The 13,942-nt window shown below is 57.0% G+C and carries 12 protein-coding genes; 8 read left to right on the top strand and 4 right to left on the bottom strand.

Annotation, left to right across the window (positions count from 1 at the left end):
- Positions 1–58: 58 nt before the first annotated feature.
- Positions 59–1,693: a chromosomal replication initiator protein DnaA gene (dnaA, locus tag FO013_RS11840; RefSeq protein WP_143922744.1), complete on the bottom strand. Its 1,635-nt coding sequence runs from the start codon at positions 1,691–1,693 to the stop codon at positions 59–61.
- A gap of 415 nt (positions 1,694–2,108) precedes the next feature.
- Between dnaA and rpmH the strand changes: the two genes are divergently transcribed.
- From rpmH to FO013_RS23420, 8 genes are all read left to right on the top strand, one after another.
- Positions 2,109–2,246 carry a 50S ribosomal protein L34 gene (gene rpmH, locus FO013_RS11835; protein ID WP_009882743.1) on the top strand — a complete coding sequence of 46 codons (138 nt, stop codon included), beginning with the start codon at positions 2,109–2,111 and terminating at the stop codon, positions 2,244–2,246.
- Positions 2,247–2,248: 2 nt separating this feature from the next.
- A complete protein-coding gene (rnpA, locus tag FO013_RS11830; protein ID WP_143922743.1) occupies positions 2,249–2,614 on the top strand; it encodes a ribonuclease P protein component in 366 nt (121 codons plus the stop codon).
- A gap of 82 nt (positions 2,615–2,696) precedes the next feature.
- The gene (yidD, locus tag FO013_RS11825; RefSeq protein WP_313900586.1) at positions 2,697–2,951 is read left to right on the top strand and encodes a membrane protein insertion efficiency factor YidD; all 255 of its coding nucleotides are present in this window, start codon (positions 2,697–2,699) and stop codon (positions 2,949–2,951) included.
- 169 nt (positions 2,952–3,120) lie between these two features.
- Entirely contained in the window at positions 3,121–4,080 is a 960-nt protein-coding gene (gene yidC / locus FO013_RS11820; RefSeq protein ID WP_143922741.1) for a membrane protein insertase YidC, read from the top strand.
- A gap of 9 nt (positions 4,081–4,089) precedes the next feature.
- Entirely contained in the window at positions 4,090–4,671 is a 582-nt protein-coding gene (locus FO013_RS11815) for a Jag family protein (protein ID WP_143922740.1), read from the top strand.
- Entirely contained in the window at positions 4,664–5,302 is a 639-nt protein-coding gene (gene rsmG / locus FO013_RS11810) for a 16S rRNA (guanine(527)-N(7))-methyltransferase RsmG (RefSeq protein ID WP_260848114.1), read from the top strand. Before FO013_RS11815 ends, rsmG begins: the two co-directional genes overlap by 8 nt.
- 66 nt (positions 5,303–5,368) lie before the next feature.
- Complete coding sequence (locus tag FO013_RS11805) at positions 5,369–6,265, top strand: ParA family protein (RefSeq protein WP_143922738.1); 897 nt, start codon at positions 5,369–5,371, stop codon at positions 6,263–6,265.
- Positions 6,266–6,911: 646 nt separating this feature from the next.
- A complete protein-coding gene (locus FO013_RS23420; protein WP_472924388.1) occupies positions 6,912–8,033 on the top strand; it encodes a ParB/RepB/Spo0J family partition protein in 1,122 nt (373 codons plus the stop codon).
- A gap of 3,184 nt (positions 8,034–11,217) precedes the next feature.
- Here FO013_RS23420 and FO013_RS11795 read toward each other — a convergent pair.
- The 3 genes from FO013_RS11795 to trxB all read right to left on the bottom strand — a co-directional run bounded on the left by FO013_RS11795 (position 11,218) and on the right by trxB (position 13,910).
- The gene (locus FO013_RS11795) at positions 11,218–12,360 is read right to left on the bottom strand and encodes an N-acetylmuramoyl-L-alanine amidase (RefSeq protein WP_260848113.1); all 1,143 of its coding nucleotides are present in this window, start codon (positions 12,358–12,360) and stop codon (positions 11,218–11,220) included.
- 96 nt (positions 12,361–12,456) lie between these two features.
- Positions 12,457–12,774, bottom strand: a complete 318-nt coding sequence (gene trxA / locus FO013_RS11790) for a thioredoxin (RefSeq protein ID WP_009882752.1) — start codon at positions 12,772–12,774, stop codon at positions 12,457–12,459.
- A 140-nt stretch (positions 12,775–12,914) separates the two neighbouring features.
- Positions 12,915–13,910 carry a thioredoxin-disulfide reductase gene (gene trxB, locus FO013_RS11785; RefSeq protein WP_143922736.1) on the bottom strand — a complete coding sequence of 332 codons (996 nt, stop codon included), beginning with the start codon at positions 13,908–13,910 and terminating at the stop codon, positions 12,915–12,917.
- Between the last annotated feature and the right edge of the window lie 32 nt (positions 13,911–13,942).

Below are 13,942 nucleotides of genomic sequence, written 5' to 3'. Positions count from 1 at the left end.
CTATCCCCAGGTTACGTGGTTTGTCCCCATGGTTATCCACAGATGTGTATACCGCGTTCTATAGGCGATGTTGCTGTTTAATGCGGTTTGTTAGCTCGGTGACCTGAGTGTAGACCGCCCGTCGTTCAGCCATTTGAGTTCGAATCTTCTTGTTCGCGTGCATCACGGTGGTGTGATCGCGGCCGCCGAATGCCTGTCCGATCTTCGGCAGCGACAGTTCCGTGAGTTCACGGCACAGGTACATGGCAATCTGTCGAGCAGTGGTCAGTGTCCGTGATCGGGACGTGCCGCACAGATCATCGAGAGTGAGGCTGAAGTAGGCAGCGGTCTGACCCATGATGTCGGCAGCGGTGATGGCTGGGGTGTCGTCCTGGGTGATGAAGTCCTTCAGGACGGTCTCGGCCAGACTGACATCGACCTGTTGATCGTTGAGGTTGGCGAAGGCTGTCACACGAATGAGAGCCCCCTCGAGTTCGCGGATGTTAGAGGAGATCCGCGAGGCGATGTATTCGAGCACGTCATTGGGAACATCGAGCTGTTCGCCGGCCGCCTTCCGACGCAGAATCGCAAAGCGCGTCTCCATGTCCGGGGGCTGCACATCTGTCAGGAGGCCCCACTCGAAGCGTGAGCGCAGTCGCTCCTCGAAGCCCTTGAGCATTTTCGGGGGCTGGTCAGAGGTGATGACGACCTGTTTGACTTCATTGTGCAGAGCATTGAATGTGTGGAAGAACTCTTCGACCGTCGCATCCTTGCCCTGCAGGAACTGGATGTCATCGATCATCAGGATGTCGACCTCGCGGTAGCGACGCTGAAATGCTGGTCGCAGGGAGTTCGAGGTCTTCGACGAACCGATCGTGTTGATGAAGTCGTTGACGAATTCTTCGCTCGAGACGTATTTCACTCTGATCTCGGGGAACAGCTGCGTCGCGTAGTACCCGATCGCGTGCAGGAGGTGTGTCTTGCCCAGCCCCGAATCGCCGTAGATGAACAGTGGGTTATAGGCCTTGGCCGGTGCCTCGGCCACGGCGAAGGCCGCAGCATGGGCGAAGCGGTTGGACGCTCCGATGACAAAGGTGTCGAAGGTGTACTTGGGGTTGAGCTGGGCGACGCCGGGAACCTCGACCGGTGGGGTCGACTGGGCGGCGGTCGCCTCGGCGATCTTCATCTCTCGCGTCGTTCTTTCCACAGGTGCCCCGTTGCTGGGCGCTGGCCCGGTGTCCTCGTACCTGGGCATCTGCGGCTGCGGATGTGGGGCGCGGTTGTAGGGTGCCGGGGTCTGAGGCTGAGCGGTCGCGGTCTGTGACGGCGCATAGGCAGGAGACCCGGTAGATCCCCTCGCCGAGGTGGACGTCTCCGGATCGATTTCGATGGGTGATCCCGGTGTGGGTTCGCCGATGAGATCTTCGAACCTGATCGGAACGTCGAGCTCGGGATCGACGACGAACCCGAAGGTCACCTCGAAACCAAGAACATGAGAGAACTCCCTGGTCAGAGGTCCGAGGAGACGAGTCTCAATGGTTCTGCGCGTGTGCTCATCCCGGACAGCAAGCAGGACCAATGCGTTGTCGACGAGAGCCTTGGGCACAGCAAGCGAGAGGAAGCCTCTCTGATGAGCGGTGAGACTGGGGTCCTGATCCAGGGTCGAGACCACCGTCCGCCATTGGCTGATGAGCTCATTCTTGGAATTCGACACCGTCAATCTTCCTCCGTTTTCGTAGTCTCTTATTGGCATGGTCCACACCTGTGCATGACTTCCACATAGTTTTCCACAGTTTGTGGAGAACTGACGAGTCATCCCTGTAATCCTCCACACTGGTGGATAACCATGTGGAAAACTACACGCTTGTTACTTGTGGACGACCGCATATGTGCAGAGGATGAATTCCGGCGAACAGTTCACAACAATGACATGAAACATTGGCATCGAGTTTGACCAGGGACTTTGACCTTGGCTAAGATGGAGTGTCCTGTGTACCGGGCTTCATCCGATTATCTTGAATATCTTTTGGCTCTTATGCACAGGAGTGCTCGGCGGTCGAGACTCGTACCGCCGTTTTTTGTGAGAACGCACCGTCGTTCGACCGCAACCTAGAAATCGGAGACTTGAAGTGAGTAAGCGTACTTTCCAGCCCAATAACCGCAAGCGCGCCAAGAAGCACGGCTTCCGTCTGCGCATGCGGACTCGCGCCGGCCGTTCGATCCTGGCCGCACGTCGTCGCAAGGGACGTGCCGAAGTTTCGGCATAAGTGTGATCACCGCGGCTCACCGGATTCGCAGCGGAGACGACTTCAGAAGAGTCTTCAAAGCTGGCGTCCGTGTGCGCTCGGACCATTTGATGGCACACAGCCTGATTGATAGTGATGATTCCCACGCTGCACGCGTGGGTTTCATCGTATCCAAGGCCGTTGGAAACGCCGTTCGACGGAACCGAGTGAAACGTCGTCTTCGAGAGATCATGCGAGTCCGGCTCGACAGCCTTGATCCCGGTGCTCTGTTCGTGATCAGAGCATTGCCCCAGGCAGCAGAAGCCGACTTCTCCGTGCTTGAGTCCGAGGTCACGATGCTGATGGACAAAGCGCAGAAGAAACTAGAGAGCCGTGGACGCCGAACATGATCTGAAACACCCCTCGGAGGTGCCCCGCAGACCGGCCGGTTTCTGGCCCACAGTCTGGTGGGTGATCCGAATCGGGCCGCGCATGCCATTCGTGTGGTTCATCAGAGCTTATCGAATCGTGGTGTCTCCACTGTACGGACAGGTGTGTCGGTACTATCCCAGTTGCTCGATGTACGGCCTGGAGGCCTTCGAGATACACGGAGTTCTCAAGGGAATGGTGTTAACTGGGTGGCGAATACTGCGATGCAATCCTTTTTCCCATGGCGGGGTGGACCATGTTCCCGGTTCAGCACGCCAGGCCCGCTCTGTTTCAATGTTTGACGAAGATGGCCGCTGACAATTGTGTCGTGTGAAGCAGATGTTCAGCGCGTCTGTGGATCACGACAATCCGGTGGCTGACCCCTCCGGTACACGCGAGAGCAGGACCCGTGGTTCTGTGTCGCGAAGACCCGCGAACAATGGCAAAATGAACGATCGTGAAGAATCGTTGTAACGAGGAGTACTGAATGGACTGGATGGACAAGCTGCTCTACCCGCTGCAGTGGGTAGTTGCTTGGATCCTCGCGATCTTCCACGAGATCTTCACTGCGATCGGTCTGCCAGCAGCCAATGGCTGGACCTGGGTTCTGTCGATCGCCGGGCTGACCCTGGTGATCCGTGCAATCCTGATTCCGCTGTTCGTCTATCAGATCAAGTCCCAGCGGAAGATGCAGCTGCTGCAGCCTGAGATTCAGCGCCTGCAGGCTAAGTACAAGGGCAAGAAGGATCAGTACTCGCGTCAGGCCATGGCCGAAGAGCAGATGAGCCTGTTCCGCGACAATAAGACAAGTCCGTGGGCCTCGTGTCTGCCTCTCCTCGTGCAGATGCCGATCTTCTTCTCCCTGTTCCGCGTCATCCACAACATGCCGGATGTAGCTTCGGGGAAAATCAACGCTATCGGTGGATTCACTCAGGAGCTAGCGATTCAGGCGGAAAAGTCGTCTGTCTTCGGAATTTCGCTGTCTGCGGTCTTCACCGACCCGGGTATCGCCGTCAAATTCCTCACTGGCATCCTTATCGTCATCATGGCGGCGACCATGTTCATCACGCAGAAGCAGATGATGGCGAAGAACATGTCGGAGTCCGCCATGGCGAACCCGATGATGCAGTCGCAGAAGATGCTCCTCTACGTGATGCCCCTCGTCTTCGGCATCGGCGGTATCTACTTCCCGCTCGGCGTCCTCTTCTACTGGCTCGTCTCGAACACCTGGACGATGTGCCAGCAGCACGTGGTCATCCGCAATATGCCAGCCCCCGGCTCCAAAGCCGAGAAGGAGATGCTGGAGCGGAAGGCTCGCAAGGGCAAGCCCGTACAGCAGCCTGAGATCAAGGGCGGCACCGCCACTGCTGTTGAGCAGACCTCGAACCAGAGCCGTCAGCGGCAGCAGCCGGTGAGCAAGAACCGCAAGAAGAACAAGAAGCGCTGAGGAAGAACCATGACTGAAGAGAATGTCGACACGACTGTTGAAGAGACTGTCGATGAGACTGTCGACGCGGGTGCTGCGGACAGCGGCGCCGAAAAGGATGCGAAGCCGACGAGAGCCGAGCTCCTCGAAGAAGAGGGAGAGATCGCAGCGGACTACCTCGAAGAACTGATGGACCTTGCCGACATCGATGGCGACATCGACATCGATGTCGGAGACGGACGCGCTCAACTGTCGATCGTCTGCGAAGACGACGATGATTCCAACCTGCGCACGTTGGTCGGCCGAGAAGGCAAAACCCTCGGCGCACTCCAGGAGCTGAGTCGGCTGGCAGTCCAGACCAGCACCGGCCAGCGATCCTGGCTGATGCTCGACATCGACGGCTTCCGCAACAACCGTCGCGACGAGCTCATCAAACAGGCGAAGCGCGCAATCGAAGATGTCAAAGAATCGGGCAATGAATTCGCTTTCAAACCGATGAACAGCTTTGAGCGCAAGATTATCCACGATCAGGTTGCTCAGGCCGGTTTGGTTTCTGAGTCCGAAGGTGAGGGTGACGGCCGGCATGTACTCGTCCGTCCTGCCCATGACTGACATTTCCGCTCTAGAAGTTCCCCCGGCGGGTACCGAAGAGTTCTTCGGGGCCGCCTACCCCGCAGCTACCCGGTATGCGCAGCATCTGGCAACCACCGGAATCGAATGGGGACTGATCGGTCCCCGCGAGATCGACCGGCTCTGGACCAGGCACATCCTCAACTGTGCTGTTGTGGCTGAGTTCATCGATGACAGTGACGTCGTCGGCGACGTCGGCAGTGGCGCCGGACTGCCAGGAATTCCGATTGCTCTGCTCCGTCCTGAAGCGCAGGTGGTCCTCATCGAACCGATGGAGCGGCGGGTCGAATGGCTGAAGATGGTCGTCGATGATCTCCAACTGGACAACGTTCGCATCGTCCGAGCCCGCGTCGAGGAACTCGTTGACGAGGAGATGTTCACCGTTGTGACATCGAGGGCGGTCAAGGCGATGACGACTCTCATCGAATGGACTCATGAAGTGATGGGCCCTGATGGACGGATCCTCGCGCTCAAAGGTGCTTCTGTCGAGGCTGAACTGGCCAAGACGAAGAAGCTGCTGAAGCGATGCCGACTGTCTCAGCCGAAGATTCACATCGTCGACGGCGGAATCCTCGAAGTGCCTAGCCGTGTCGTCGAGATAGTCAAGAAATAGTACGAAGTAGATTTGGTCTAGGCTGAGTATAGCTTTGTGAAACCAATGGATGATGGAGTGCGCCGAATGCCGATCATGGACGAGTCGTCTCCCATAGGTGCTGCAATCGCGCGCGACAATCGACGCGCCGATCGACTGTCGCAGGTGAGTTTTCCACAACCAGACTTTACCCGGATCTTCACGATCGCCAACCAGAAGGGCGGCGTCGGGAAAACCACGACCGCTGTGAATATCGCAGCTGCGCTGGCGAATCAGAATCTCAACGTACTGCTCATCGACATCGATCCACAGGGCAACGCCAGCACTGCTCTAGGCATCGACCACTATTCGGAAGTCACCAGCATCTACGATGTGATCATCGATGACGTCCCCATGCGTGAAGCCGTAGCGCAGTGCCCGGACTTCGAGACTCTCAAATGCGTGCCGGCGACCATTGATCTGGCCGGGGCCGAGATCGAGCTGGTGTCCCTTGTCGCTCGAGAGCAGCGCCTGCAGAGGTCCCTGAATGTCTATCTCGATGAACAGGCTGCAGTGGGAAGTCGAGTGGACTACGTGATCGTGGACTGCCCTCCGAGCTTAGGCCTTCTGACAGTCAATGCCTTCGTCGCCGCCCGCGAAGTTCTCATCCCGATTCAGTGCGAATATTATGCGCTTGAGGGCTTGAGCCAGCTGCTGAAGAATATTCAGCTCATCCAGAAGCATCTCAATCCTAAATTGGCGATCTCCACGATCCTTCTGACGATGTACGACGGGCGGACCAACCTGAGCGCCCAAGTAGCGGATGATGTACGGACTCACTTCCCCGATCAGGTCCTATCATCCTCGATTCCACGCTCCGTGCGCATTTCAGAGGCTCCGAGCTACGGACAGACTGTCATTTCATACGACCCCCATTCCAGTGGCGCTTTGTCCTATCGGGAAGCGGCCGAAGAAATCGCACAACGAGGAGTAAATCGTGGCTGAACGCAGGAAGCGTGGATTGGGTCGTGGTCTGGGCGCTTTGATTCCGGACGCGGCGTCGAACGACCGACCAGTTGACGTGTTCTTCTCCGGTGGCGAGCCCGAAGAGGCCAAGGAGACCGCAGAAGAGCCGAAGGCACCTCGGACCGTTCGCACTGATCCTGCAGCGTCTATGCAGTCCTCACGTAGGCGCAAGCCTAAGGCCGGAACTTCATCCACGTCTTCGACGTCGAAGACTCCTAGGACGGATGGGCCTGCATCTGAGTCGGCGCCGGCGAAGAGCACCACTTCGAAGAACACGGCTGCGAAGAGCACCACTTCGAAAAGCACGGCTCCAAAGAGTGGGCCAGCCAAGAGTGCGTCTGCGAAGAAAGCAACTGGGTCAACCTCCTCGAAGCCTGGCGGGTCTCAGACGACGACGAAGAAGACGTCTTCAGGGACGAAGTCCGCAACGGCCAAAACCAGCGCAGCGAACACCATTGCGACGGGTAGCTCTTCAGTGAAGTCGGCGTCTGCGGAATCGAGTGCTCAGACCTCGACAGCAACCAAGACTGCAAGCCGTGCTTCGAACACCAAGGCGAAGCGGGAGGCACCCGCGACTGCCGGTGTCGATTGGACTCCTGAATCGGAGCTCGCCGGCACAGCTGGTTTGGAGGCTTCTGGCGTTGGTACTGCTGAGCCCGACGTCGAAGCGACACCTGTGGACTTGACCGCGGATCAAAAGGACGAGGAGTCGACACGGGCCGACGATGTTCTGGAGACACATCCCGGGGTGTACAGGTCGGGTCATGAGATCTTCGATGAGGCTCGACAAGAGACCGCGTCAGACAACCCGGTGACTACAGATGAAGTAGGTCCGGCCTCGACGCCGTCGCCGGCCTCGTCGAGCCCAGCCTCCGTTAACGAAGACGAGGACTCAGTAGCGGACGAGGATACAGGGACTGCCGGAGTTGATTCGATCCCTGATACGGAATTCGGCGAGATCGACGTCGACCGTATTGATGCCAACCCTCGTCAGCCACGTACCTTCTTTGACGAAGATCAGCTCAGTGAACTTGTCCACAGCATCCGCGAGATCGGTGTGCTGCAGCCGGTCGTCGTCCGGCAGAAGCCAAGCGATCACGAACGCTTCGAACTCATCATGGGCGAACGTCGTCTTCGGGCGACGAAGGACGCAGGTCTGTCAACCATCCCTGCAATCATTCGCTACGTCGACGACACAGACCTCTTGCGGGATGCTCTGCTTGAGAACTTGCACCGAGCGGAACTGAACCCATTGGAAGAGGCTGCTGCCTATGGCCAGCTGCTCGAGGACTTCGGGTGCACACAGGAGGAGCTTTCCGAACGTATCGGACGTTCTCGCCCTCAGATTTCCAATACGCTTCGCCTGCTTCGGTTGCCCCCGTTGGTCCAACGGCGTGTAGCTGCTGGCGTCATTTCGGCAGGGCACGCTCGTGCGATCCTCGGTCTTCGCGAACCGGAGCATATGGAGATTCTTGCTCAGCGCATCGTTGCTGAGGGCCTCTCTGTGAGAGCGTCCGAAGAAGCTGTCGTGCTTCTTAACCGTGGCGACTCGATGAATGTTTCACGTGCAACCACCCGAGTAGCGCCTCAGTTCATTGAAGTTGCTGAACGCCTGGGCGATCGTCTTGACACTAAGGTCAACATCACGGTTGGAAAGAAGAAGGGCAAGCTGAGCGTGGAGTTCGCGAACCAAGACGATCTCGATCGCATCCTCACTTTGCTTGGAGTTGAGGCGCCGGCGGAATAGCTGCCTCTGGTCGTTTGAAGTTGGGCGGGTGATGATGACATTGTTCATCGTGACCCGCCCAACTTGTATTCAACCCCTCGTGCTCAGCTGGACTTCGGCGCTAGTGCAGGTAGGTTACCTCGGCCTCCCGTTTCAGTGAGACTGTGAATAGGGTTCTTGGACCTGTTGGCGGCTAGGCTTTTGAACATTTTGACTATCATGCCGAGCGCCGTCGAATTGGGGTTTGCCCATTCGGCTTCCCGGAGGGGTTTGGCGGCTATGGAAGACTAAACATCGGCGCCAAGTCGTCGCGCCCTGTCGGGCATCTTGCGATTGTTTCACGTGAAACCACAGATCACTATGAATGCCCGGCAGTTTAGCCGAATGGCGCCTTGCAATTGCTCATGGCCTGCAGGCCAGAGTGAACTCAGCAGTCAGGCGCTAGTGGTGGCGAAATTGGCTACCTGTATCCTCGATTGACCATTCCGGACGATGCGGAACACGAATGCTTGGGCCTAATGAAGCCGATGTCGCTATTGAAGATTTCGGGTCCAACTGTCCCTCGTGGTGGGCGGCCGATGATTGTTTCACGTGAAACCTCCTTCATTCCATCCGCCACTTGTGGTTTGGGCAGACAACGAATTGTGCTCCCGAGCAGCGGATGGTCGGCCAGTGAAGGGATTGTTACGAATGCAATTGAAGATACTGAAATTGAAAAGGGTGGCTGTGGATCGTGAAGGATTGTCGCAGTACGAAGGGTATGAACTCGGAGTACGGCATGTACTCGTCCCCCTCGTCCATTACTATTGATTTGTTCTTCCCACGGAGCTCCGCCTCGGATAGGTTTCACGTGAAACCAAAGGTCGGCAGTGTCGCCCGCCTGCTTGGGAAGGAGCTAGCTACCGTGGGTATGATCGCGAGGGGAGAGCCAATACAGCCTTAGGCCGTCCGGTGTAGAGGGTGTCTCGTGTATAGGCTTTCTACTCCGAGCGGCGCAGGCTCGGTTAGGAATTGCGAACGCAAATGCGGCTGGTCTGCAAAGGAAGAGGGCTCGCGCTCATCTTGCGAAACGTGACGGTACTTCCCCGGCATTGCCCGGCGCAAGATGATAGTTTCACGTGAAACGGCAAACATCATATTCCCCGTTGTCGTATTCGCTGGTGCAGACCTGTTAACACCGCCGTTCAACACCACGTAAGGAGCAACCAGTCATCTATTCGGGCGCGACTGATGGCTATGGACTTCATTCGCACTAGCTTCCACGGCAACTCTCTTCTGCGTTTGAGTGCCCTGGACATGGCCGGCGTCTGGAGTCCACCTCTTCTGCGCCGGACATACAACGGGTCACGCTCTGGCGAATGTTTCACGTGAAACGATTCCCTCTTGTTCGATCGCAGGCGCCCGTATTTCGCCATCAACAAATGGGATTCCGTATCGAAAGCCGCGAACTGGGTCTCCACCTGTCAATGGTGAATATGAGCAACCGTGGCGCTTGCCGATGCCCAGTAGCCGTCTCCGATGCCGGTGGGCGGACACGTGTGATCAGTTCTCAATGACCTTGCATCAACGCTCTTTGGCTGTTGGCGGCCAAGGATCGCGGCGTTGACCACGGCGGGCGAGTCGCCGTCGACTAATGGCAAGTTGTGAACCTTGGAATGCGTAATACAACGTTGCGCGAAGCGTTTCACGTGAAACAGTATTGATGTAGGTCTGAGGCGGGTGTTGACGGTCGAGTAGTTTTAGCGTTTGGCCAACGATCGTTAGACCTCAAACGCCCAATTCTCTTCGTTGCGGTCTACTTCTGTCTATGCTGCATAAGAGGAAGACCGCACGGCTAACAGCTGACCTTGATTCGCTAGTCGCTTGCGTAAACAGCCGCATTCTTGAGCTGTGCGTGGTCCTCCACACAACGGTCGCGGACGGAAGCTGGCGATTGTTTCACGTGGAACAAATTGTTGCACTAACCAGTGGCCGGGCGCCATCAGTCCTGGATGAAGCAGAGGTCCGGGCCCTTGTAGGACGTTGCCGACAATCACTGGACTAACTGGAAAGTCATGAGTGGCCGTCGAGTCATCGTATCGTCCGGGACTGTGCTTTTAGGGCCGATCTAGGGCGTCCACTACGCGACGTGTGCCTACACTCGTCCTGACGGCCACATTGTGGTCCATGCGTGAGCGAGTGCAGTTTCACGTGAAACATTAGATTATTATCCGTTGGGCTGGTTCATCTCAGCGTTGTCTCGTCCTTGGAGTAGTGCTGAGGCGCTACTTGATTCGACTTGTTCAGGATTCGGCGCTTCCGGCCCGAACGAGTCAACACTTTATGCCAGAATACCCACGCCAGCTGCAGAGAGATCTCAAGATCGTTTGTTCGCGATATTTGGAAGGCTTCAGATCATTGATTTCAGATGGTTTCACGTGAAACGGAAACGACCTAGATCGGCATTGAGTCATTTGCCAAGGGCAGGAGATACTGAGAAATTCATGACGGTGTATGGAGTGAATATCCAGGACGCTGGTTGAGTGTTGAAGGCCGAGCCGCGAATGTCGACCCGAGCATCGTTCCCAGCAGCGAGATGAGCCGCCCAGATCACTGTGCGCCCGCGAACTCTGACTCGCCGGTTGTGTAGAGCACGCTATGCATGTTTCACCTGAAACCGCCGTCGGATGAATCGGTTGCTCGGTATTTTCTATGAGCAATGTCGTTCTATGAACCCGTACACGTACAATTAGTCCTCGCTAGTACTCGGGATAGATTCTTCGTAGGAGTGTATGCGTTAGTAACGGCATGGGCCGCCACATGGGCTCACAGTAGTGCGTCGGCGCTGACCCAATTAGATGAATGGGAATACTTGACGTTCGATGATGAGGCCGTTGAACCCAGGCCGGAAGATCGATTTCGTCGGATAACGTCCAACCGAGTTTGCTGGTCGCCCGAGCTGGCTGGTCACCAGTACGAATCTGTCTGGACGGTCTCATCTATCCCGATACAGATGTGCCTAGCCCTATGAAATGAAATAGGTTGCGAATCGCAACGCAGGATGGAGTGCGTGACTCAACAAATAGTCTTCAGACTAGGAGATCAGCAGTCAACGAATGAATTCAAGTTGGTAGATCGGAGGCATCGCGGGAACAGGCGTCGGCTACTAAGTTGCGTTGAGAGCCGTCGACCACGCGTTTCACGTGAAACCTAAGGCATCGAGCTTCTAGCTGTACGCCTTGATTTCTGCCAGGCTGAGAGTCCCAGTTTCTGGATCAGAGTCCTCGCGCACGTATAGTCTCTGCAGGCCAGCTGCGATGCCGTCAGCAATCGCATCTCGTACGTTGGCGTCTTCGAGGTTATCGAGATCGTCTGCGTTAGTGAGGTAGCCGGCGACCACGTGGACCTTTGGAGTGCGGAGCCGCTTCAGAGAAGACCAAGTGCGAGCATGGCTCCTGCAGTCTCTCATTCCCGTCCTGGCAGCGAGTTCGCTCTGAATGAGTTCAGCCAGACGTGCACCGGTCGGAGAATTGATGTCGGAGTGAGTCTCGTGCCCGAAGAAGAAGGTTGCGATTCCGTTTGCGTCTTTGGACTTGTTGACGTCCGCGGTGACTGTGATGACGGCGGAAGCACCGAGTTGGTCGGCCTTGTTGACCTCGACAGCGTCGCCGTTGAGTACGACTGCTCCTGCACCCACAGCTTCCAATCGGCCGGCAAGTCGGCTTGCTATATCGGTGGTGATGCGCCGCTCGGTGTCGGCTTGAGTCTTCGTCATTGGAAGAGTTTCGAAATCTACAACTGTAGTTGCAGCCTCGATGACGAAGGTGCGACCGGCAAGCGAGGTCCCAGAAGCTGCAACTCGAGCTCGTTCTTCAAGAGCAAAGAGATTCCCGGTGTCCTGTTTGCGGTCAATCGCGTCGAGTCCGCGCAGTGTCTGTGGTCCTGCCACTCCGTCGACCTTGGTGCCGAGACTCATCTGCAGCTCTTTGACGGCGGCGTCAGTGATCGCTGAGTACTCGGCGTCCATGCGGCCTGCGTAGAATCCAAGACCGGCGAGAGTCCGCTGCAGTCTGAGTACATCGTCGCCTGTAAGGACTCTCACAGGGTCATAGCGGAGGACACGGTCGCCGAGTTGATATCTAGCCCGCTCGAGCTCTGAAAAGGTCTCTGTGCCCATCACGCCGTCACAGAGAATCCCTCGCACCTGTTGGAACTGCCGGACGGCGAGTTCGAAGGTCCGGTCGAACTCGACAGATTCGGCTTGACCAACATTGAGCCCCAGACGAGCCATCTGAGCTTTGATGTTGGGCAGCACCTCAGAGCTGTGCCCGCGTGAAAACGGCGGGTGTGGGTTGTGAGTCAATGCCATGCCAATCTGCTGTGCGAAGTTCTGAACGTGTTCCTGCCTGAATCTGGGTAGACCTAAGGCGCCTGTTGATCGTACAACAGGCGCCTTAGAACATGATCAGATGAAGTCGGAGAGCTCATCCTCAAGCGCAGGTTTGGGCCGTGCACCGATGATGGTCTTTGCTACTTCACCATCCTTGAAGACGTAGAGCGCAGGAATCGAGGTGATTCCGTACTTGCTCGCCGTCTCTAGGTTTTCGTCGGTGTTGACCTTGACCACGTTGAGCTTCTCGGTGTTCTCTTCCGCGATCTGGTCAACGATCGGGCTGACCATGCGGCAAGGGCCGCACCATGGAGCCCAGAAATCGACGAGCACTGGCTTGTCGGACTTCAATACGGTCTCTTCGAACGTGGCATCAGTGACTTCTGTCGACATGAGCAACCTTTCTCTTAACAATGTTCTCTAGCGGAAACAGCCGTTGTGCAGGATTCATTCCCCGAGCTCGCGCATAGACCTTCGTCAGGTCAGGTGAAGCGTGTGCTTCGTGGCAGTTGGTGTCAGTCGAGTGGTGTCTGTCAGGACGCAATCGGCGCTGGAGCCTGTGAAGCCTCAGCGGCTACGGCCTCGGCCTGTTTTGTCACGGCATCGAGATCGGCCAGGTAGTGTTCAGCATCGAGGGCTGCCGAGCAGCCTGATCCCGCAGCCGTAATGGCCTGCCTGTAGACGGAGTCGATGACGTCGCCCGCAGCGAATACGCCTTCGACCGCGGTCTTGGAGGTTCGCCCTTCGACGTTGAGATAGCCATCGGAACGCAGCGAGAGCTGATCGCCGAAGAGACTGGTGCGGGGATCCGAGCCGATTGCCACGAACAAGCCGGTGACCGGCAGTTCAGACGTTTCACCTGAGACAGTGTTGCGGACCGTGAGACCAGTGAGTGAGTCTTCGCCGTGGATCTCGGTGACTTCGCTGTCGAGGAGGTATTCGAGCTTCTCATCGGCGGCTGCCCGATCCTGCATCGCCTGTGAAGCACGAAGCTCTTGACGACGGTGGATGAGGGTCACTTTGGAGGCGAACCGAGTGAGGAATGTTGCCTCTTCGAGGGCCGAGTCGCCCCCGCCGACAACAGCGATGTGCTGATTTCGGAAGAAGAAGCCGTCGCAGGTGGCACACCAGCTGACGCCGTGGCCGGAGAGCTTCTTCTCATTGGGAAGGTTGAGCTCGCGGTACGCAGAGCCGGTGGCGAGGATGACTGCCTGAGCCGTGTACCTGGCTCCCAGCGCAGTTTCGATCTGATGGGCACCGGGCTCCAGTTTGAGGGTCGCGACATCGTCGTAGATCACCTCGGCGCCGAACTTCTCAGCCTGCTCGCGCATGCTCTCCATGAGTTCTGGACCTTGCACTCCGGCGGGGAAACCGGGGTAATTCTCAACGTCGGTGGTGTTCATGAGCTCACCACCTGCTGTCACAGAACCTGCAATGACCACGGGCGAAAGGTTCGCACGAGCCGCGTAGACGGCCGCGGTGTATCCGGCCGGACCCGACCCGATGATCACCAATTGTGTATCAGTCATGTGAAAATTCCCTGTTTCTGCTCGCTGTGTAC

It is taken from the genome of Brevibacterium aurantiacum (genome assembly GCF_007558825.1).
In the GTDB taxonomy this organism is placed as follows: Bacteria; Actinomycetota; Actinomycetes; order Actinomycetales; family Brevibacteriaceae; genus Brevibacterium; species Brevibacterium aurantiacum_A.
Note: the sequence above shows the minus strand (reverse complement) of the source record. Positions and strands in the feature narration are given on the sequence as shown.